Source organism: Acinetobacter sp. Ac8, assembly GCF_055392545.1.
The window spans coordinates 2167528-2188497 of the sequence record NZ_AP043689.1 but is presented as its reverse complement, the minus strand read 5'-3'; the positions used below and the strand labels follow the sequence as shown (position 1 = coordinate 2188497).

23 protein-coding genes are annotated in these 20970 nt (G+C 37.8%); 9 read left to right on the top strand and 14 right to left on the bottom strand.

Translation table 11 applies throughout. From position 1 onward, the window contains the following. Window positions 1-3 precede the first annotated feature (3 nt). From ACZ5QH_RS10200 to ACZ5QH_RS10190, 3 genes are all read right to left on the bottom strand, one after another. The gene (locus tag ACZ5QH_RS10200) at window positions 4-747 is read right to left on the bottom strand and encodes a DUF6776 family protein (protein WP_004720739.1); all 744 of its coding nucleotides are present in this window, start codon (window positions 745-747) and stop codon (window positions 4-6) included. An 82-nt stretch (window positions 748-829) separates the two neighbouring features. Further along, window positions 830-1879: an N-acetyl-gamma-glutamyl-phosphate reductase gene (gene argC / locus ACZ5QH_RS10195; protein ID WP_303576165.1), complete on the bottom strand. Its 1050-nt coding sequence runs from the start codon at window positions 1877-1879 to the stop codon at window positions 830-832. Window positions 1880-1999: 120 nt separating this feature from the next. Continuing rightward, window positions 2000-3100 (bottom strand): GGDEF domain-containing protein, encoded by a 1101-nt coding sequence (locus ACZ5QH_RS10190; protein ID WP_303576233.1) that lies wholly within the window; start codon window positions 3098-3100, stop codon window positions 2000-2002. A gap of 448 nt (window positions 3101-3548) precedes the next feature. Here ACZ5QH_RS10190 and ACZ5QH_RS10185 point away from each other — a divergent pair, with 448 nt between their 5' ends. Together ACZ5QH_RS10185 and ACZ5QH_RS10180 are read left to right on the top strand one after the other, a co-directional pair. Beyond that, window positions 3549-4301, top strand: a complete 753-nt coding sequence (locus ACZ5QH_RS10185; protein ID WP_303576166.1) for an HD domain-containing protein — start codon at window positions 3549-3551, stop codon at window positions 4299-4301. Between the two features lie 3 nt (window positions 4302-4304). Then, window positions 4305-5126, top strand: a complete 822-nt coding sequence (locus ACZ5QH_RS10180; protein ID WP_303576167.1) for an alpha/beta fold hydrolase — start codon at window positions 4305-4307, stop codon at window positions 5124-5126. Here the strand turns inward: ACZ5QH_RS10180 and ACZ5QH_RS10175 are convergent. The 5 genes from ACZ5QH_RS10175 to rpiA all read right to left on the bottom strand — a co-directional run bounded on the left by ACZ5QH_RS10175 (window position 5116) and on the right by rpiA (window position 7905). Next, entirely contained in the window at window positions 5116-5547 is a 432-nt protein-coding gene (locus ACZ5QH_RS10175) for a GNAT family N-acetyltransferase (protein ID WP_303576168.1), read from the bottom strand. The two genes, ACZ5QH_RS10180 and ACZ5QH_RS10175, sit on opposite strands and share 11 nt — an antisense overlap. Window positions 5548-5601: 54 nt before the next feature. Then, window positions 5602-6024, bottom strand: a complete 423-nt coding sequence (locus ACZ5QH_RS10170) for a bleomycin resistance protein (RefSeq protein WP_244015881.1) — start codon at window positions 6022-6024, stop codon at window positions 5602-5604. A 28-nt stretch (window positions 6025-6052) separates the two neighbouring features. Further along, complete coding sequence (locus tag ACZ5QH_RS10165; protein WP_004821295.1) at window positions 6053-6409, bottom strand: VOC family protein; 357 nt, start codon at window positions 6407-6409, stop codon at window positions 6053-6055. 52 nt (window positions 6410-6461) lie between these two features. Continuing rightward, on the bottom strand, window positions 6462-7133 hold the full coding sequence (locus tag ACZ5QH_RS10160; RefSeq protein WP_303576169.1) for a M48 family metallopeptidase: 672 nt from the start codon (window positions 7131-7133) through the stop codon (window positions 6462-6464). Between the two features lie 100 nt (window positions 7134-7233). Further along, the gene (gene rpiA, locus ACZ5QH_RS10155; RefSeq protein WP_034610544.1) at window positions 7234-7905 is read right to left on the bottom strand and encodes a ribose-5-phosphate isomerase RpiA; all 672 of its coding nucleotides are present in this window, start codon (window positions 7903-7905) and stop codon (window positions 7234-7236) included. 115 nt (window positions 7906-8020) lie between these two features. Between rpiA and ilvA the strand changes: the two genes are divergently transcribed. Next, complete coding sequence (gene ilvA, locus ACZ5QH_RS10150) at window positions 8021-9559, top strand: threonine ammonia-lyase, biosynthetic (protein WP_303576170.1); 1539 nt, start codon at window positions 8021-8023, stop codon at window positions 9557-9559. A gap of 82 nt (window positions 9560-9641) precedes the next feature. Here ilvA and ACZ5QH_RS10145 read toward each other — a convergent pair whose 3' ends face one another. Beyond that, window positions 9642-10139 carry a hypothetical protein gene (locus tag ACZ5QH_RS10145; protein WP_303576171.1) on the bottom strand — a complete coding sequence of 166 codons (498 nt, stop codon included), beginning with the start codon at window positions 10137-10139 and terminating at the stop codon, window positions 9642-9644. 48 nt (window positions 10140-10187) lie between these two features. Beyond that, on the bottom strand, window positions 10188-10733 hold the full coding sequence (locus tag ACZ5QH_RS10140; RefSeq protein WP_004720765.1) for a hypothetical protein: 546 nt from the start codon (window positions 10731-10733) through the stop codon (window positions 10188-10190). A gap of 244 nt (window positions 10734-10977) precedes the next feature. On the opposite strand from ACZ5QH_RS10140, the gene ACZ5QH_RS10135 reads away from it, so the two are divergent. Beyond that, window positions 10978-11628: a potassium channel family protein gene (locus ACZ5QH_RS10135; RefSeq protein ID WP_004821282.1), complete on the top strand. Its 651-nt coding sequence runs from the start codon at window positions 10978-10980 to the stop codon at window positions 11626-11628. Between the two features lie 8 nt (window positions 11629-11636). Then, window positions 11637-12989, top strand: coding sequence for a TrkH family potassium uptake protein (locus ACZ5QH_RS10130; protein ID WP_303576173.1), 1353 nt, complete (start codon window positions 11637-11639; stop codon window positions 12987-12989). 204 nt (window positions 12990-13193) lie between these two features. On the opposite strand, the gene zapE is transcribed toward ACZ5QH_RS10130, so the two are convergent. Both zapE and ACZ5QH_RS10120 read right to left on the bottom strand, forming a co-directional pair. Further along, window positions 13194-14342: a cell division protein ZapE gene (gene zapE, locus ACZ5QH_RS10125; RefSeq protein WP_004720770.1), complete on the bottom strand. Its 1149-nt coding sequence runs from the start codon at window positions 14340-14342 to the stop codon at window positions 13194-13196. 108 nt (window positions 14343-14450) lie between these two features. Then, window positions 14451-15461 carry an AraC family transcriptional regulator gene (locus tag ACZ5QH_RS10120; protein WP_004720772.1) on the bottom strand — a complete coding sequence of 337 codons (1011 nt, stop codon included), beginning with the start codon at window positions 15459-15461 and terminating at the stop codon, window positions 14451-14453. A 154-nt stretch (window positions 15462-15615) separates the two neighbouring features. Here ACZ5QH_RS10120 and ACZ5QH_RS10115 point away from each other — a divergent pair, with 154 nt between their 5' ends. Both ACZ5QH_RS10115 and ACZ5QH_RS10110 read left to right on the top strand, forming a co-directional pair. Further along, a complete protein-coding gene (locus tag ACZ5QH_RS10115; RefSeq protein WP_303576174.1) occupies window positions 15616-17139 on the top strand; it encodes a flavin-containing monooxygenase in 1524 nt (507 codons plus the stop codon). 87 nt (window positions 17140-17226) lie between these two features. Next, a complete protein-coding gene (locus tag ACZ5QH_RS10110; RefSeq protein WP_303576175.1) occupies window positions 17227-18135 on the top strand; it encodes a LysO family transporter in 909 nt (302 codons plus the stop codon). A 194-nt stretch (window positions 18136-18329) separates the two neighbouring features. Here ACZ5QH_RS10110 and pyrF read toward each other — a convergent pair whose 3' ends face one another. Then, on the bottom strand, window positions 18330-19025 hold the full coding sequence (gene pyrF, locus ACZ5QH_RS10105) for an orotidine-5'-phosphate decarboxylase (RefSeq protein ID WP_004720776.1): 696 nt from the start codon (window positions 19023-19025) through the stop codon (window positions 18330-18332). 103 nt (window positions 19026-19128) lie between these two features. Further along, on the bottom strand, window positions 19129-19677 hold the full coding sequence (locus ACZ5QH_RS10100; protein ID WP_303576176.1) for a helix-turn-helix domain-containing protein: 549 nt from the start codon (window positions 19675-19677) through the stop codon (window positions 19129-19131). Window positions 19678-19793: 116 nt separating this feature from the next. On the opposite strand from ACZ5QH_RS10100, the gene ACZ5QH_RS10095 reads away from it, so the two are divergent. Both ACZ5QH_RS10095 and ACZ5QH_RS10090 read left to right on the top strand, forming a co-directional pair. After that, complete coding sequence (locus tag ACZ5QH_RS10095; RefSeq protein ID WP_034610231.1) at window positions 19794-20456, top strand: AzlC family ABC transporter permease; 663 nt, start codon at window positions 19794-19796, stop codon at window positions 20454-20456. Window position 20457: 1 nt separating this feature from the next. Then, window positions 20458-20793 (top strand): AzlD domain-containing protein, encoded by a 336-nt coding sequence (locus tag ACZ5QH_RS10090; protein WP_034610229.1) that lies wholly within the window; start codon window positions 20458-20460, stop codon window positions 20791-20793. Window positions 20794-20970 lie beyond the last annotated feature (177 nt).

The window sequence follows — 20970 nt, the reverse complement described above, 5'->3', positions numbered from 1 at the left end:
GATTTATTGAGAATTAGCCGCAGCTTGAGGAACCTCTGCAGCAAACGCAGCTGCACTGTCTACAGCTTGCCCACGTGACCAACTAAAGCGTTTAACCACTGGCGTGGCACCATTTAGACGGATTTCGATAAATTGTGGATTAAAGCCCTTAGGCATGGTCCAACGACCAGTTAAGCGCTCATAATCAGTAAAATTATAATTCGCATCTGCCATTGGCACTGTTAACACCTCAGTACCACTAATCAAACGAATTTCAACGGAGCCCGTCGCACGTCTTGGACTGACTTGAATAAGATCAAGCTGATATTCATAAGCATTTTCTGGTAATGGCTTAACCGCCAAGTTTTGAATGGTTAAACTCAAACCGCCACGTTGTTTTAACACTTCACGATAAATCGCACTCATCACATCAACTTGTGATTTTTCAGCATTGGCTTTGTTCAATGACTCTAACAAATCGTTAGAGTTCGAAACAGCCACATCTCGTTCCTGTACAGCAGCATTTAAGCTTTTATTTAAATTAGCCAGCGTTGTTTTTTGTTGCTTCACAACTTCTACCAACTGTTCTGCATCTGCATCAAAACCGACTACCGTTAGCCCTTGGCGATGTCCAACCGTATAACCTAAAAGTACACTGCCAGCACATAATACAACCCCACCGATCACCAAAGGCATATTCCCTTTTAAAAAAGGCTTTTTCGGTGCTTGAGCTGGTTGTGACGCGGTATTTGTTTCTGTGTTCTGCATCATCATCTCTAAGTATTATTGATAGAATCAAAACACACATTTAACCGCAAAGTTATATGTGTGTGAAGCCATAAAGCGTTTTTTATGGTAATAATCCGATACCTTGTAAACCAGCATCTTCAGCAAAACCAAACATTAAGTTCATATTTTGTACAGCCTGTCCTGCCGCACCTTTGACTAAATTGTCTTGAACAGACAAAACAATTAACTTGTTCGGATGCGGTTTATACAGTGCAATTCTGAGTTGGTTTGCACCTCGTACAGAACGTGTTTCTGGTGAACTATTTGCAGGCATTACGTCTACAAATAGTTCATTTGCATAAAATTTTTCATAAAGACTTTGTAAATCTGCTGCTGCACCTTGCTCTGTCAAATCAACATAGATTGTACTGAACATACCACGAATCATCGGAACCAAATGCGGCACAAAAAGAATCTGATCAAATACATTTTTTTGACCCGAAATATTTTCTAATGCTTCTACAATTTCAGGATGATGACGATGTCCAGCAACGCCATAGGCTTTAAAATTATCTGCATTTTCAGAATAAATCATGCCTAGACTAGCTTTACGCCCTGCACCTGATACACCCGATTTCGCATCAATGATAATACTTTCTGGTTTAACCAATGTTTCAGCTTGCTTAAAAAGTGGCGCTAATCCCAACTGTACAGTGGTTGGGTAACAACCCGGGTTACCGACAACATTGGCATTTTTAATTTGTTCACGATTAAGTTCAGATAAACCATAAACAGAGTCTTTCAGTATCTCTGGGCAGGCATGCTGCATCCCATACCATTTTTCAAACTGTGCTAAATTCTGCAAGCGAAAATCAGCGGCTAAATCGATAACTTTGCTATTTGCTGCCAAAAGTTGTTGTGCATGCTGCATTGCCACCCCATGCGGGGTCGCAAAAAACACAACATCACATTTTTTTAATTCATCAATGTTTAAATCTGAATACTTAAGCTCGGTGTGCCCACGTAAGCTTGGAAACATATCATCTACACGGCGACCATCTTCGGTACGTGATGTCAGTACATTCACTTGAACATTTGGATGTCGTAGTAAAAGACGCAACAATTCAACGCCTGTATAACCTGTTCCACCGACAATACCCACTGAAATCACGTTTTTTACCTCGATTTAAAAGTATCCATTTTGTAGTGCTGTAGTATGACAGGAAGTTGATGCTTTCTAAACTATTTTACTGGGTTTTTATGATATTTTAGCATTATGACAAAGTTAAATTCACATAAGTTCGATTGATGAATCTTGCGCAATGCAGTTGCGCCCTCTACGTTTGGCAACATACAAAAGTTTGTCAGCAGCTTCTATACCACTCGCTAAATTACGATGTCTCACTTGTGTTAAGCCAAAGCTGGCTGTCAATACGATGGATTGAGTTAAAAATTGCTCAGTTTCAATAGCAGTCCGCATACGCTCAGCAATTTTATAGGCATAATCGAGATCTTCAACTTGTAATAAAACAATAAACTCTTCACCACCAAAACGCCCCACTAAGCCCTTTTCACCGACATGCTGACTAACAAGACGACCTACGCTTTGCAAAATCTGATCACCGACCAGATGCCCATGGGTATCATTAATTTTCTTAAAATGATCGACATCACACATCAGCAAAAAATATTGTTTTTCTGGCAAATCGATTAAATTGATTTTAGCTGCATCATAAAAGCCACGGCGATTGAGTAAATGTGTTAATGGATCTCTAGAACGTTCATCATTTAATTTTAAAATAATGTCTCGTACTAATGTCCCTAAAAGTACGATCGCAAACCACATGCTCAGGATAATACTGGCAGCAAGCATCATTAACCACCATACTGAATTTACAAGCATGCTGGCTTCAATATTTTTCAAAAACAAGAAAATAATAATGACGCGGACAAAAGTATATAAAACAATAAAAAGGTAAGAATAATCGACCAGCTTATTTAACCAATCACTTTGCTTATCATCTTTAAAAATAGATACTAAAACTAAGGATTCAACTGTGGCAATGCTCAGGTTTAAAATTAGCATTCGCATCCATAGCTGTTCATCGACAAAAGAATAATAGGCCAGCAGACATATTGTGATAAGGATCAAAATGAAAGCCACTAAAGTGTGCGCACTGGCTTTCTTTCTCAATGCCATAGTATATGCACTGGCCCATGCACCAAATAGGTATAAACCACCAACAACAGGGGCAGAGAATGTTAATTGTTGGTTAGACATAAAACTTTGTGCAGCTAAAGCAAAAGACGGCACGATATATCCAAGACCCAACCAAAATAAATAAGTAGGTGCTTTAAAAAAATAATGGCAGATCAAAAGTAAACTGCCCATTAATATCAGGCAGATCGGTACAATCAAAATAAAGTAATGAGTATCTGCAAAATTCACGTCTGATATCTTTATGATAAGAAATAGGAAATATTGGCAAGTCGCCAAGTTTAGAGTATTTTTTTATTCGCTCCCAACTTATGCTTAAAATAATCAGACTATTTTGTAATTTAACTGCTTTTATTAAGAAATACTTTTAAAGCATTATACCATCACTTAAAATTCATGATGATAAATACACAAATAAACATGTAATTTAATGACATCGCCTATAAAATAATCAAATTAAACCTCTAAAAAAATTATAAACAAACCTTTTCATTTTAATTCTCGTTTTTGGCATAAAAGACTATTCAAACAAATTCAAAGAAAACGGTCTTGTCTTGCTAAATGATTTATGCATAATAATTTAGAGTAATTACTCTAAAATCAACAAAAGGACGCATTGGTCATGATTGGATCACGAGCGTGGATGAATACAAGTAATGGAAAACTTAGCTTTAAAGAAAAAACTCAGCTTATCAAACAAGTTCTCATCCCTGTCACATTAAACTATGGCAAAACTTTTCTAAAAGCGAATCATGATTCGACATCATTTACACTGGATAATTTTCAAATTCCTGACACAGCAATTGTCAAAGAAGCGATGGACGAATTAGAGCAAACAGCCTCTCAAGCAATCATCAATCATTCTTGGCGGAGCTATTTTTGGGGTGTTGCTATCGCCCACACCAAACAATGGCAATTTGATCAAGAGAGTCTTGTTATTTCATGTTTGATGCATGATTTAGGACTGGTTAATCATTTGGATCAATATGCATGTCAATGTTTTAGCTTTGAAAGCGCCTTAAGAGCTGAAACACTCTGTAGCAAACACCATTATCCCGAAGACAAAATGGTTAATATTTCAAATGCGATTTGTTTACATATGAATGGCAGTTTAGATGAAAGTGATCACAGTCTTTCTAAAGAAGTGCTATTACTACAAAAAGCCACTTCCTGTGATGTCATTGGGACTGATCTCTACTTATTTTCAAACAGTTTTAAAAACCAAATTTTAAACCAATATCCGCGGGTACATTTTAATTCAGAAATGCGTAGACTTATCTCAATTGAAGCAAAAAGAAACCCTCAATCACGGACTGCTTTAATGCACAAACTCGGACTTTCAAGCATGATTCAAATGAATATTTTTAAGGACTAAATCATGAAAAACACCTCTTTTACCCAAAAGAATATTAATTTTGGTCAATATCCAATTGTAGTCGATATTTATTCAAACCCTGAAAACAGCCATAGTGTTATTTTGCTGGCTGCGCTAGGCATAGCAATCAGTAAATACGAGCTGCTCATTACCGCTTTAAGCCAAAGTGGCTTAAATGTTATTGTGGCTGATTATCCCCATTGTGGGCGTAATACTCCGCCTGTTTCAGCAAAAATTGATTATGGTTATGCTGATTTACTCAATGACTTTATTCCTCAACTGGAAAAGCTGGCCTTAGAGCTAAACCAACAAGTTCCAATCTTATTTGGACATAGTTTAGGTGGGCATTTAGCAACACTTTATGCACAAAATCATGCAAACAAAGTCATTGGTGTTGCCACAGGCAATATCGGTTTAAAAAATTGGGACTTAAAAGGTAAAATCAATATTTTAAAAGCAGTCTCAGTGATCAACGCCATGATTTTAAAAGATGGTTATTTTGCAGGCTATAAAATTGCTTTTGGGAATAAAGAGACAAAATCCTTAATGCGTGATTGGTCTAAAGTTATCTTTACAGGAAATTATGCACATATTATTGGGCAAGAAAACGTGGTGAATAACGCTGCCTTATTTGTCTATTTAAATGGCGATGATTTTGCACCAATGTCTTCAATGCTTGGCCTCAGTGGTTATTTTAAAAACCCACAAATAAACACGCTGGATTTAACCCATAAAACCCAAGGCAATCAACATAGTGCATGGATTAAACAGCCTGATCGAGTCGTCGAAATAATTATAGAATGGATCAATAGTTTTACTGAATAAGTTTTGCTTTTGACATCAATATATATCCACCTTCTTCACTTTCTCCAGTGCTGATTGCTTCCCAGCCATGACCTAAATAAAAAGACAAAGCTTTTTTATTTTCAGATAAACATTTGAGATAGCCTGTACCCGTAAACAGCTGTTCTGCTGCGTGTAACAATGCTGTTCCTACACCCTGATTTTGAGCATTTGGAGCAATAAATAGATGATGTAAAAAGTTCTCTTGCAGGTAAATAGATGCAAATCCCAAATATTCTTGGTCTTTTTCAGCCACTAAAATCATTTCATTTTCGGTATATTTTTCAAAATCACTCAGCCCCCATTTTGAAGAATCTAACCACGACCAACTTAATTTTCTGGTATTTAAAAAAAGTTCACTCAATGGTGCTCGGTCATGATTTTGAAAAGATCTGATGTGCATCACTGTACCTCAATTAAAGTCCCTATAACCTTAGCTTATTTAAGCCAGCCTTATTTAATCTAACGTTATTGCTCTTTCTCCAATCACCTCAACAATTCGTAATAAATAACCATCTGGATCTTGAACTAAAAATTGCCTTTGTCCATGCTCTATATTTTCTGCACGGTACCAACGTTCTTCTAACGCTTCAAACAGCGGCCATTGTGCGACATCCAAACGATTTAAAATACTGTCGAGTTGGTCTACTTCAAACTGAAAGTTAATCCCTCTTCCCAATGGGTAGGCCAATACTCCTGTTAACCATTGCCCTTGTTGTTGTTGCTCCAACATAAACTGAACACCATCAAGTTCCACATAGATAAATTTTTCTTCAGCCCGTTGATACATTACAGAAAAACCCAGTATTTCCACCCAAAAATGATAACTTTTATCTAAATCGGTGACGATCAGTTCTGGAACCAATTTATTCCACTGCATTTAAAAATCCTACTTAATTCATTAATTTTTAATATTCAATATGTTGCAAAATATTTACAACCTTTCCAAATGGATCTTTGACATAGAATCGTCTAACACCCCAGTCTTCATTGGTTAAGGGATAGAGAATGTCTAAATCTAATTTTTTGGCTTTTTCATAAAGTTCATCCACATTGTCAACCTCGATTGAAAAATCGGGTACATCTGTTTTATTTCCCCCTTCCGAAGCAATACTGATTTGTGGATGCATGATTTCCTGACTGGCAAATGTTTTGATCCAGCCATGATCCATCACCAAATCCATCGCTAAAAAATCACCATAAAAAGCTTGGGCACTGGCTAAATCTAAAGCTTTAATATTACTTATGATTCTTTTTACACTCATACGCTTTTCCTCATTTTTTGTTTTAATGCAATCTAGAAATTTACTTATTTTATTAGGCCCACCACCAAGGCATTACACTACTTTTTAAAACTTTACGATGCTGCTGATAGTGTTGATCATGCTTTTCAACTTCAGACCAAAAAGCAGCGCTATGATCAAAATGTTTGGTATGTGCCAATTCATGTACACAGACATAACGGGTAATTTGTTGATCACATAAAACCAAGGCACTATTGAGCATAATATCATGATGGGCTGTACAACTTCCCCAACGCGTTTTCGGGTGCCGAACAGCACACTGTCCAAACTTTAAACAGGTTTCATCACTGACTTGCTTTAAATAGATTGGTAAATAATGCTTTGCATAAGCAATCACAAAAGCTTTTAAATAGCTTTCAGGCTGACGCTCGCTGATAAATAACTGATGCTTTTGCTCATCTAAAATATAGCTATTTTTTTGAGTTTTATAAATAATTTCTAAGGGCTGTTTTAAATTAAACAGTTGCAAGCTTGTCGGTAATATCTGATCAACTTGCTGTATTTTTTCCTGCTGTTTATGCCATGTCTCAATCATCCATTGTTCAGACTCGTGTAAAAAATGCTGAATCTGACGTTGGGTACAATATTTGGGCACAGTTAGGCGAATCTGCGTGGGTTCAACACGTAAACGCAAGCGTGTTGCACGTGCATGATGTGTGATTTTTATTTCAGGAAGATTTGCCATCTTAATACGCTTATTTTTAGAATCTCCCCCAACGCTTACTTTAAAAAGGGAGGTAGTAAACCTCGTCTTTACTCAAGCAGAAGTTAGGGGAAATTTTTTCTTATCCTGCGGTACGCTCTTCAATACCATCATTGGTGGCAACTACAGCGACATCAGCTTTATTGATCGCAAAAATACCATTACACACCACACCAGGAATATCGTTAATGGTTTTTTCGACCTCTAATGCATTCAAAATATTTAAGTTATACACATCTAGAATGACATTACCATTATCCGTTACTACACCTTCACGATAAACTGGGTCACCGCCTAAAGATACGATTTTACGCGCAACTGCTGAACGTGCCATAGGAATCACTTCGATAGGCAATGGAAATTCACGGCCTAATTGATCGACCCATTTCGAGTCATCGACAATACATACAAATTTTTTCGCAATAGATGCCACGATTTTTTCACGTGTGAGTGCAGCACCACCGCCTTTAATCATATGTAAATGACGGTCAATTTCATCAGCACCATCTACATAAGCATCTAAACCACCAACATGGTTCATATCAACCACTTCAATGCCTAATTTCTTAAGACGTTGAGCTGTTGCTTCTGAACTGGCTACGGCTGCTTCAAGTTGTAACTGAGGTAATAATTCAATTAAGAAGTTCACTGTACTACCAGTACCGACTCCCAAAATGCCCCCTCTTGGTAAGTGTTTTAAAGCGGCTTGGGCTGCAGCTTGTTTTTTCTCGTCCTGGGTTGCATAAAGGCTCATGACATCTCTCAATAAAATTTCAATTTCCTGCACATTTTGCATAATTTTAAAACGCAAAGGTACAACGGTTTGTTACAATGAGCGCTCATTTTAAACTGTTAGATGGAAAATTAACATGCTGTCTCGTTTGGTTCGACAAATATTACAGGCAACGGTGTATGACGTTGCAATCGAAACCCCACTCGAAGCAGCGCCACGAATTAGTGAAAAACTAAACAATAACATTCGCTTTAAACGCGAAGATTTACAACCTGTCTTTTCCTTCAAACTACGCGGTGCGTATAACCGTATTAGTCAATTACCGAAATCTCAGTTGGAACGTGGCGTTATTACTGCTTCAGCAGGTAACCATGCTCAGGGCGTGGCTTTATCTGGTCAAAAGTTAGGTATTCGCGCCATTATTGTGATGCCGAAAACTACACCTGATATTAAAGTTCAAGCAGTAAAGCGTTTGGGTGGTGATGTTGTGCTTCACGGCGACTCATTTGATGTTGCCAACAAATATGCCATTCAACGTGCAAATGACGAAGGTTTAACCTTTATTCCGCCTTATGACGATGAACTGGTTATGGCCGGCCAAGGTACAATTGCCAATGAAATATTGCGTCAGTGGCGTGATGTTGAATATGTATTTGTTGCTGTGGGCGGTGGTGGTTTAATTGCTGGTGTAGCAGCATATCTTGGTGATGTTGCCCCGCATGTCAAAGTTATTCCTGTCGAATATGATGAATCTGCATGTTTAAAAGCAGCATTTGAAGCCAATCAACGTGTGATACTCCCTTCTGTAGGCTTATTTGCAGATGGTACAGCCGTTGCTCAAATCGGTGAAAAGCCATTTGAAGTCATTCAACTACAAAAATCTGATAACTCAGGTCCAATTGTTGAACGTGATGTGGTACTGGTCAATACAGATGAAATCTGTACTGCAATTAAAGATACCTATGACGAATGCCGCAGTATCGTAGAGCCATCAGGTGCATTGGCTTTGGCAGGTATTAAAAAATATGTTGCGGCACATGGTCTTGAAGGCAAGAACATGGTGTCGATTGTTTGCGGTGCCAACATGAACTTTGACCGTTTACGTTATATTGCTGAACGTACCGAACTCGGTGAACGTAAAGAAGCCATTTTTGCAGTAACCATTCCAGAAGAAAAAGGTTCTTTCCTGAATTTCTGTCGTGCTTTGCAAGGACGTAATATTACGGAATTTAACTACCGTGCCAGTGACGCATCTGCCGCTCAAGTCTTTGTCGGTATTAGCTTAAAGGCTGGTGAAAAAGAACGCCATGACATCTATGAAGCAATGAAATTACATTATGATGTCGATGATTTATCGGATGATGAAGTTGCAAAATTGCATATCCGTTATTTGATTGGTGGTCATGCCGATATTGCCAATGAACGTCTGTTCCGTGTTGAGTTTCCAGAACGCCCAGGTGCTTTATTAACATTCTTAGAGCGTCTTGGTCCAACCCATAACATTAGCTTATTCCATTATCGTAATCACGGTGCAGCAGAAGGACGTGTTTTGGTTGGCTTGGATGCAGAAGATGCGGTACAGAACCCAGATGGACTGATTGAGACGTTGGAAAATATCAATTACCCATATCAAGAAATTACCAATAACTTAGGTTATCAACGTTTCTTAAAATAGAAATAGCTTCAAAATAGAAATAGCCTATAAATTTTTTTATGGGCTATTTTTTATAAAATCAGAACAATTCGAAAAAGTTAACTTAATAGACCGCCATATTTAAATCACCATCATCATTAAATGCGTCATTAAAAGCATCCACAATCTGATTTAATTGTTGCTCATCTTGTGTGGGCACAAGCATCCAATACGGATTTTCACGATATATAACCAATAAAGAAAGCTGATACTGATTTGCAACCAGTTTAATTTGATCAAAAATGATTTCTTCTGTTTGTTGCATTGCGTCCATTTGATCACCTAATGAAACATCATCATCTTCATCGTACTGATCAAATACTTCAGCTATTGCGACTTCGATTTCATTTTGCAATTGCCCAGCATCAATATTGTGCTGGTTAAAGTAGAAATCGTTTTCAATCCCATTGTCATAATATTCTTTTAATTCAATATAATGCAAGAAATCATGCTGTTGATTGATCCATTCACTAAAACTATAAAATTCAGTATCTTGAGGAATTTGTTGTGCATTTAGCTCGGGAATTAAATGTTGAAGTAATGAATATATTTTCTGTGACATGGATATCCCTCTATTTTATTATCAATATGTTGAATTAATCGCAAAAAACTAAGTCGATCTAGAACAATCAAATAATGCATAATGTTCTATACTGACATCTTCATCGTGAAATTGTTTGTTAAAACACTTGCAAAATTTTTCAATTTTATATTCATGATTTGGTACGATCAACCAATAATAATCTTCAGCATAAATCAGCAACAGTTCATGATCATGTTGTCTGGCTTGTTTTAATATTTCCTCGAATACAACATCATAAACTTGATCTTGAACATTGTAATAGCGCCCAATAACATCTTTATGTACTTCATAATGATCAAATAAAGGCTTCGCTCTTTCGCGAATTTGAGTTTGAATTCCCAAGCTATCGACTGCATATTCATGAAAAACCGCACAACGCTCAATCTCATTTTCATGAAATTGCATACGATCAATTTTCATTAAATATCCACGAAATCGCCCACCAAACTTTTCAGCTTCAATCCAATTGAGAAACTCGACAAAACGTTTACGATGTTTCTTTTTGGGAATATCTCTTTGCTCCAACGCTGGGAACCAATGTTGGAGAATTTTAAAGATTTTCTTATCATCTATTTTTTTATCATCCATTTTTATTCTTGGATCGAAAGCTCAATCTTGGCTTTGCATTTTTAAATTTCAAAGCAATGATATCGGATCAATTTTAAGTTTTTATGACATAAATCTGGTTTTATTTACATTTATCGCTTTTTATTCTCAGTTTGTAGATTGGCGTTGCAATACTTTAAAGATAAAATATATAAAAATTGAATATGATCATACCAACACAAAATCAGTGTCGGGATAAGGACTTTGTAGAATGGCGCAATTCGCTGTCATCGGTTTAGGCAGTTTTGGTGAAGCAGTTGCACTAGAACTCACCAACTTAAATCACGATGTAATAGGTATTGATACATTAAAGAAAAATGTAGAAAACATTGCCGATAAAATCAGTCACGCAGTTATTGCAGATGCTACCGATGAACATGTGTTAGATGAACTGAATATCAAAAATTGTGATGCCGTGGTGGTTGCCATTGGTGAAGATATTGAAGCCAGTATTCTATGCGTACTGCATTTAAAAAATTTGGGTATCGAAAAAATCTTTGTAAAGGCCAAATCTAAATCACATCATATGATTTTGTCTCATTTAGGCATTACAAAAATCATTCACCCTGAAGAAGACATGGGGATTCGTGTTGCGCAATCACTCAGTTATCCAATGGTGAGACGTTATATGGCATTAAATAATGATCGCTATATCGTCAAAATTGAAATAGGTGCAAATTTACAAGGCGCGCAATTTCAAACAGTCATGGAAAATACCCCCGAAATTACAACCTTGTTATTACAACGCGGTTCACATGTACTGTATGATATTGCACCGGGGACGATTTTACAGGAAAAGGATATTTTAATCCTTGAAGGACCTGTAGAAATGTTAAGACAATTTTCGATTCGTTTCTTATAGTTATAACTATGCGTTTATCTAAAAAAGAACTAATCAACAAAAAACACAACAGTATTAATCTCAGTCCACCGAGCTTACTTGCTTTAGGTTTTTTAAGCTTTATTATCATCGGAACATTGTTACTTAAACTTCCTTTTGCTAATCAAGGCAATTTGACATGGCTAGAGGCCCTGTTTACGGCCACGTCTGCTGTAACCATTACTGGGCTGTCTGTCGTCAATATTGGCGACTCCTTAACCACTTTTGGTCAAGTTGTGGTGATGATCCTGATCCAATGCGGCGGCTTAGGTTTTATGACGTTTGCAATCTTAGCTGCTTTGAGTCTTTCCTCAAAAGTTGGTATTCGACAGCAAGTTATGGCACAGGAAACCATTGGTCAAACCAGTTTGGCCAAAGCGACCTTTACAGTAAAAGGAGTTTTTCTTTACTCATTGTTCTTTGAAGCGATTGGTACAGGGATTCTAACCATGGCTTGGTCACATCACTACGACCTAGAACATGCATTTTTCTACGCACTGTTTTATAGTATTTCTGCGTTTAACAATGGTGGATTTTCTTTATTTCCCAATAGCTTAATGAGTTTCTCTGACCAGTATATGGTGACATTTACCATCAGTATGCTGTATATCATCGGTGGGATTGGTTTTGTTGTGTTGATGGATATTAAAAGAGCCAAGCGTTGGAAGAAACTCTCTACCAATAGTAAGTTAATTCTGTCTACGATTGCGGGCTTAAACCTTTTTGCCTTTATTGTTATTTGGGCAATCGAAGCATCCAATCCTTTAACACTGGCTCCAATGTCTGTTGGTGATCAAGCTTTAAACGCGTGGTTCCATGCTACCGTACCTCGTTCATCAGGTTTTAACAGCTTGGAAGTCAGCAGCATGACCAATGCATCAACCTTAATTACCATGGTATTGATGTTTATTGGTGGTGGTTCTTTAAGTACCGCTGGTGGAATTAAAGTCGGCACATTTATTATTATGATTTTAAGTGTCATTACTTTTTTAAAACGTTCAGATGAAATTACCATTTTTGGGCATGCTGTTTCTCATCAGGCGACCTTTAAAGCAATGGCGGTCATTTCAATTACTTCACTGCTGATCCTGATTGGCTTTTTTACCCTACTGATCCTTGAGCCTGACAAAAAGTTTTTAGACTTATTATTTGAAGCCGTTTCTGCGGCTTGTACTGTCGGCTTATCACGCGGAATCACTGAAAATTTACATGCTGGCAGCCAAATCGCTTTAATTTGTCTAATGTTTGCTGGACGCTTAGGACCACTAACACTGGCTTATTTAATTGCTACACCGAATAAAAGTCGTGTTCGTCACCCAAATACTGAAATTCAGGTGGGTTAATTGTTTTTAGTCATCAAGCGAATACAACTTAAATAGCTTTGTGGGATCATTTTAATCTTATCGCATATATCTAATATAGGCTGAGACTCCTTAAATAGATTGCTCAGACAATCCTTGCAAAATGCATACTGATGACAGTATCCCCCATAAAAAAAGCGATCTTATCAATGATAGGATCGCTTTTTTACATCTTTCTAAGGATGATTATTCTACTTCTAACTCACTATTGCCTTTAATCAAACGATGCTCTGACTGCAAATATTCATCTGACTGCATTTCGAGTAAACGAGAGCGTGTACGTTCAATTTCGAAAGCCAGCTTCTCTCCGTCATAAATCTCAATAATCGAGTCTTGAGATGTCAGTAGCAGCTTTACGCCACGGTCATAAAACTCATCTACCAGATAAATAAAACGACGTGTACCTTCTGACAGCAAATCAGTTAAGTGCGGAACATTACTCACCAAAACGGTATTATAGATATTGGCAATTTCAATAAAGTCCGATGGGCTACGCGGTTTCATACAGAGTTCTCTAAACTCACACCACAATACATCTTCTGTATGGCCTAAAGTTTCAACAACACGGTTATTAATCGTAATTGGTTCTTCTGACACTGTCTGCGATGTGGTTAATGCATTAAAACGCTTTGCCATCCAGACTTTATTGTCATCTGTCAGTGGCGATTTAAACAATTGCGCTTGTTTTAATACCCGTAAACGATAGTCAACACCCGCATCAACATTCAATACCACACAATGTTTTTTTACCATTTCAATTGTTGGAATAAAACGATCACGATGGATTCCATTTTTATATAAACCATCTGGGGCAATATTTGATGTGGCAATCAAGGTAATGCCACGGGTAAATAATTTTTGGAATAAATCACTGAGAATCATTGCATCAGTTACATTCGATACAAAGAACTCATCAAAACAAATCACCACAGCTTCTTTATAAATTTGATCTGCAACGATATCTAAAGGATTACGCTGTCCAGAAAGCTTGTTTAACTCTTTATGCACAAATTGCATAAAGTGATGGAAATGCATACGGGTTTTACGGCGAAAAGGAATCGAATCGTAAAATTGATCCATGAGCCATGTCTTTCCACGCCCTACACCGCCCCACATATATACACCTCTCGGTGCAGTTTGACGGCGGAAACGACGAAAAGCTTTTTTCGATGCTTTATAACGATTGATCAATTCTTGCCATACCCGCTCCAACTCATGTACTGCTTGAGCCTGAGCATCATCTGGTAAAAACTGTCCAGATGACAATGCTTTTGCATAACGCTCAGCGGGTGATACGGGAGTAAATGCTGTTGAAGTTGTATTCTGATCTAACATATCATTTTGTTACTTTTAAAGGCTAAAGGAAGTATATCGAATATTCATTTTTGATAAATAAAACTTTGGGATAATTCTAACTCTATATCTCATATCAGCACTACCTGTTTATTTACCATATTGACGCGGGCTTTGCCCAAACCAACGTTTAAAAGCATGATTAAATGCAGCGGGTTCTGAGTAGCCGAGTAATTCCGCAATCACCTCAATTGAATATTCCTTATATTCAATCAAGCGCAAAGCTTTGTGCTTAATCAGCTGTTCCCGAATTTGTTTATAGCTGGTATTTAATTGCTGCAACTGATGGCGTAAGGTTCTTTCAGGCACATTCAACGCCTGAGCCACTTCGGCCATCGAAGGAATAATCCCTTGCTGTAATTCCAAATAATCATTTACCCGTTGAATCAACGGTGCAATTTTCTGTTCTTCGGCATTCAATCGCTCGATTTCAGCAATACACTTGGCTTCGTAAACCCGATGTGTAATTGGATCTGCAGATGGAATCGGCAGTTGCATCACATCTTCATTGATCCAAAAAGCGGCTTTTTCACAATTAAAATGTAAATCTGAACCGTAATAATCATGATATTGCTTTAATACACTTAAATCCTGAGGCTGCTGAAAGGGTAACTCGATTCTCACGCTGGGCGCTGTAAGTCCCATCATTTTATAAATATCATCCAGAAATTTATAAGTTCCAGAGATTTCACATTGCGCTCTCAACAAACCCATTTCTGTTTCTAAATCTACAGGCTTATAGGTTAATGCGACTTGATGATCGCCTTTCTCAAGCCCTAAGACACCATATAAATAGGTTAAACCCTGATAATGCACACCATTTTGAATCGCATCACCAACATTACTACATGTCACCAAGAGCATGAGTAACGGGCCATAGCCCGCCAAAGAATAATGCTGGCCGATAAACAAACCTGTTTCTGGCTGTACACCCTGCCCAATCACTTTTTGTATATCCCACTCTAAGCTGGGGTGAATGATTGAACTGGGATCGAGTGCATCTGCTTTGATCCCAATACTTGCAAGTCGTGAATCTACATCGATTCCAGCATTACGCATACCATGAATTAAATACATTAAACCGAGAATCGAGCGTTTCATTGGATCATCATTTGATTTCTACCCAAACTTTGTACTACAAAGTCGGTTTTTTGCAAATTGCCGAATATATCAATTTTTGTGTCAGTGCAATCATATTTCAAGCGCTGCATTTCCGATATTCTATGCAAAACTGGAAAAGTCAGAGCGAACAAAAATGAGTACAGCCCCTACGACTGAAGTAAAAACTCAATCAACGCAAGTTGCAATTATTGGATCTGGATTTGGTGGTTTAGCCATGGCAATCCGCCTATTGCAAGCCAATATTCATGATTTTATCATTTTAGAAAAAGCAGATAATGTTGGTGGTACATGGCGTGAGAACCAGTACCCAGGTGCGGCTTGTGATGTTCAATCACATATGTACTCGCTTTCCTTTGCACCAAAAACAGATTGGTCAAAACGTTATGCCGAAGCGCCTGAGATTTTTGACTATATACAAGATTTAATTCAGCAATTCAATTTAAAGAAATACATCCAATTTAATCAAGAAGTGGTGTCTACACGTTATGATGAGCACAATTTCAATTGGCATTTAACACTAAAAAGTGGACAAAAAATTGATGCTCAATTTGTTATTTTTGCATCAGGGCCATTGCATGTACCACAGATTCCTAAAATTAAAGGGGTTGAAAAATTCAAAGGTGAAGTTTTCCATTCATCACACTGGAAGCATGACTATAATTTAAATCAAAAAAATGTAGCATCCATTGGTACTGGAGGTAGTGCAATTCAATATATTCCTGAAATTGCCGCAAAAGTTCAAAATCTTTATGTATTTCAAAGAACCCCTGCTTGGGTGATTCCTCGTGATGAACGCGCCTATAATGCACTTGATAAAAAACTATTTAGTCGCTTTGAATGGTTTAGAAAATTACACCGTGCTCGTTTGTACTGGTCAAATGAATCACGTGTCGTCCCCATTGTAAAACCACAAATCATGAAATATGGTCAGAAACTTGCTGAAGCTTATATAAAATTCCAAGTCAAAGACAAAGAAATCGCCAAAAAACTGACCCCTGACTATATTATGGGCTGTAAGCGCATTCTGATTTCCAACAAATACTTTCCAACATTTAATCGTAAAAATGTCGAATTAATCACCGATGGAATTCAGGAAATTACAGAAAATAGCATCATCACTAAGGATGGCAAAGAACGTCAAATTGATTGTTTAATTTATGGTACTGGTTTTATTACAGACCCACGCATCTATTTAAAATCATTCGATTGCTATGGTGAACACGGCGTTGAATTAAAAACCGCATGGAAAGACGGTGCAGAAAGTTTTTATGGGATCAGCACCAAAGGCTTTCCTAATCTATTTCAATTGCTTGGTCCAAATACCGTACTGGGTCATAACTCTGTAATTTTCATGATTGAATCTCAAGTGAATTATATTTTGCAATTGATTCAAATGGTTGCAAAAACACAGACGCAAGCGGTAGCGGTAAAAGCTGAAGTACAAGATCAATTTAATGAAGATGTACAGCAACAGCTTGCAGGCACGGTATGGCAATCAGGCTGTGTCAGTTGGTACCAACAAGATGGCGGTAAAAACTTTGCATTATGGCCAACCTATACCTGGAAATTTTGGCTCAACACCCGCAAAGTAAACCCAGCAGATTTTCGCTTATTAGGCCGTGAGCAAAGTGCCAAGCAAAAGTCAAAAGCTGCATAAACTTGCTTGATATTCTTCTATAAATTTTCAACCGCTTTTCTGCGCTTCGACTATAATAGATAGGTATCCATTGCCTATCTATTTTTCATGCAATCACTTTGGCTTATTTTCCAACTTTTATTTTGCTTATGCTTAGGGTTTATTTTAGCCCGCAGAATTCCACAATCCATTGAAAAAATAGCTTTTAAAATACTGCCTTATTTTACCTATATTCTTTTAATTGCGATTGCAATGGAGTTTTCTCAAACAATTCATAATATTGCCAGCCCTGCACAGATTCTCACCAGTTCAATCACAATTGCATTCACCACATCAATAGGTGCATTTTTTTGTTGTTATCTAGTATTTACAGCGATTGGCTACAAACCATCACAAGGTAAAGTTTCTGCTGAATTATTGATGGGTTCATTACTCAACATCAGCTATGCATTTATTGCACTGGCTGTAGGTTATGGCTTAGCAGAGTTGGCCCACCTTTTCCATGTTCCACTGCATGTCAGCACATGGAATTTACTTTTAGTTTACATGTTACTGATCGGCTTGGATCTGGCTTACTCGCCACTGGATCGTTCTTGGTTAAACTGGAAAATTATGCTGGTACCGATTGCCTGCGTGATTGGCTCACTATTGGGTGCTGTTGCGGCATTTTTCTTGATTCAAGACATCAGTATGAAAGATTTAATCATGCTATCGCAAGGTTACGGCTTCTATTCGATGACAGGGATTGTGGTGACTGAATTAAAGAATGCCCATCTGGGAAGTATTGCGTTAATGAACGATTTATTTAGGGAGATTTTTGCCATTTTATTTATGTATATGATTGGATGGCGTTATCCACGTTCAGCAATTTCTTCTGCTGGTGCAACCGCAATGGATGTCACCTTACCTATGGTGAAACAAGCATGCGGCAATGATTATATTCCACATGCAATGGTCAGTGGTTTTGTTCTGTCGGTATTGGCGCCAATTGCGGTAAGTGTTCTGGCTGCACTTTAAAATTAAGCGCAGAATATCGTACTTTATCTGACGAGATAGTAATACTGATCAATAGAATCACTGGAATAAAAAGTTTTTTAAACTTCTGAAAAAAGACCTAGTAACGCAGATACACTACAGTGTATACACAGCAATTTTTATTATATAAATCAAATAAATAACCCTCTTGATCAACTGAAAAAGAGGGTTTATTTTTATAGGGTCGCTAAAATATCTTGCAGGGTTTTACTTGGATGCTCTGATTGAGTAATTGGACGACCAATTACTAAATGAGTAGAACCATCAAGCATGGCCTGCTTAGGCGTTACAATACGCTTTTGATCATCTGCATTTGCACCAGCCGGACGAATCCCTGGTGTTACCAAAGCAAATTCAGCACCTAACTCCTGACGTAACATCTTGGCTTCCTGAGCCGAGCATACCACGCCATCTAGACCACTCTGTTGAGTCAAGTTAGCCAGACGTTTCACTTGTTCAAATGGCTCAATGTCTAAACCAATTTCACGCAAGTCTTCACGTTCCATTGAAGTAAGTACAGTAACCGCAATCAATTGGGTTTTATAGTTACCTGCTTTTAAGCGTTCTACACAAGTTTCCATCATTCTACGCCCACCTGAGGCATGGACATTGACCATCCATACGCCCAAATCGGCCGCAGCACAAACTGCCTGCGCAGTTGTGTTCGGAATATCATGAAATTTTAAATCGAGGAATACTTCAAAGCCCTTATCATGTAGTGCTTTCACAACCAGAGGGCCTTCATGGGTAAATAGTTCTTTACCGACTTTTAAACGACATAGTGATGGGTCAAGCTGATCAGCAATTGCTAGGGCGTCATATTGGCTTTTTGCATCTAAGGCAACAATAATACTCACGAATCTCAGTTCCATCACATAAATTTGCGCTCATTATAAAGTGATTCACGCCATGTACAAAGCCAGAAAATCGACTTCATCACAAAACAATCAACTATTCTTAGATCTTGCTTATGATTTATCTCTGCTCTGAGATCAAAATTGCACGTGTGTCTTGCTCCAGTGCTTCAAAAATATGCGCTTGATCTGCTGGATAGGAAATATAGTCCCCTGCTTGAAGTAACTCAGCACTGTCTAATAAACCAACTTTGGCAGAGCCCTGCATAATAATAATATGCTCCACACTGCCAATAGGATGTGCTTTACTGCAACGCGGCTCACCCGGTTGAGTTGTAAGGATATACACGTCTCGTCGTGCATTGGGTGGGCATGTCGCCAACAAAACAGCCTGATAATTTGATATTTCAGAAACAACTGAAGCGCCCTCGCCATAACGAATCACTTGTGTAGCTTGAGCTTGTGCTTCCATAAGTTTGGCAAAAGGAATATTTAAAGCCACGCAAAGTGCCCATAAAGTTTCGAGACTCGGATTGCCCTGCCCAGATTCAAGTTGCGAAAGTGTGGACTTCGCAATGCCTGCACGTCGAGCAACTTCTCCCAAAGATAATGCAGCACTTTTTCTTTCTTTTTGCAGATTATTTGCAATGATTTCAATTGGTATAGACATTATCCTTCCAAAAAAGACGATCGTTTGGTTTGACGAACAACAATAATAAAACTATTATAACAAATGATCGTTCATTTTATCGAACGATCTTATTACCCCAAGCAAGGCTCATCTCAATGAAGTATAAAGAAATAAAAAATTTACCCAAGCCCCTGATAAAATCAATCGTGATTCTCTGTATCGCAACCGCACTGATCGGGATTTCATTAGGTACGCTTGCAGTCAATTATCAACTGCCGATCTGGATACCTTTACTACTTTCAATCTGTGTCTTGGCTGGTGCTGCCGAGTTTACTTTCATTGGCATGATTGCTGCTGGAAGCAGTCCGATTACAGCTGCGATTGTCGGATTACTGATTAATTTACGACATCTGCCTTTTGGTTTAGCGATTACCCATTTTATAGAAAAAAATAAATTAAAATATTTTGCTACACATATTATGAATGATGAAAGTGTTTTATTTGGTTTAAGCCAATCTTCAAATGAGCTAAAACTGAGTGCTTATTGGCTGTGCGGTGTCGGAATTTTATTTGCTTGGCCGATAGGCGTTTTAAGCGGTTATATATTGGGAAGTCATTTAGCTTATGCAAAATTACTGGGTATCGATACGATTTTTCCTGTCGTACTGTTTGCGCTTACCTTTAAAGCATTAAAAAGAAAATCTGCTCGAAAATCGGCAATGACTGGTGCAGTCATCAGCCTCGCTACTTTTCCATTTCTACCCTTAGGGATTCCGATACTTATGTCATTATTTGGCTTGCTTGTAGGAAGAAAATAACATGCATCAGCAATTTATCATTTTGATCGGGATCATGCTGCTGGCGATGGGTACTTATCTGATCCGATATGCGGGACTTTCACTCGGCCAATATTTTACGATCACTCAACAACGTGAGCAACTTTTTAATGATGCCGCAACAACTTTACTGTTTTCTATTGCGATTCTCAGCACTTTTTTTGAAGGTGCGGATTGGGCAGACTTAGGCAAAATCATGGGGGTATTGGTAGGATTATTTCTGATTTGGAAAAACCACTCACTTATCACGACGATCGTAATAGCAATGCTGGTCACCACAATATTCCGCTTTGCTGAATTTTTCTGGTTAGCCCAATAGAATTGTTAAAGCGTACAAAAAGCGTTTTACAACAATCAAAGCGCTTTTTTTTAACAGCACAATGCAAGTGACTACGCATGCTTAATTATTGATTAAAGATAATGTTTTAATCTCTATGCTTATTTTTTATGGATACTTAATCAATCAATCTTAAAGCGCTTAAAATTCATTTTATAT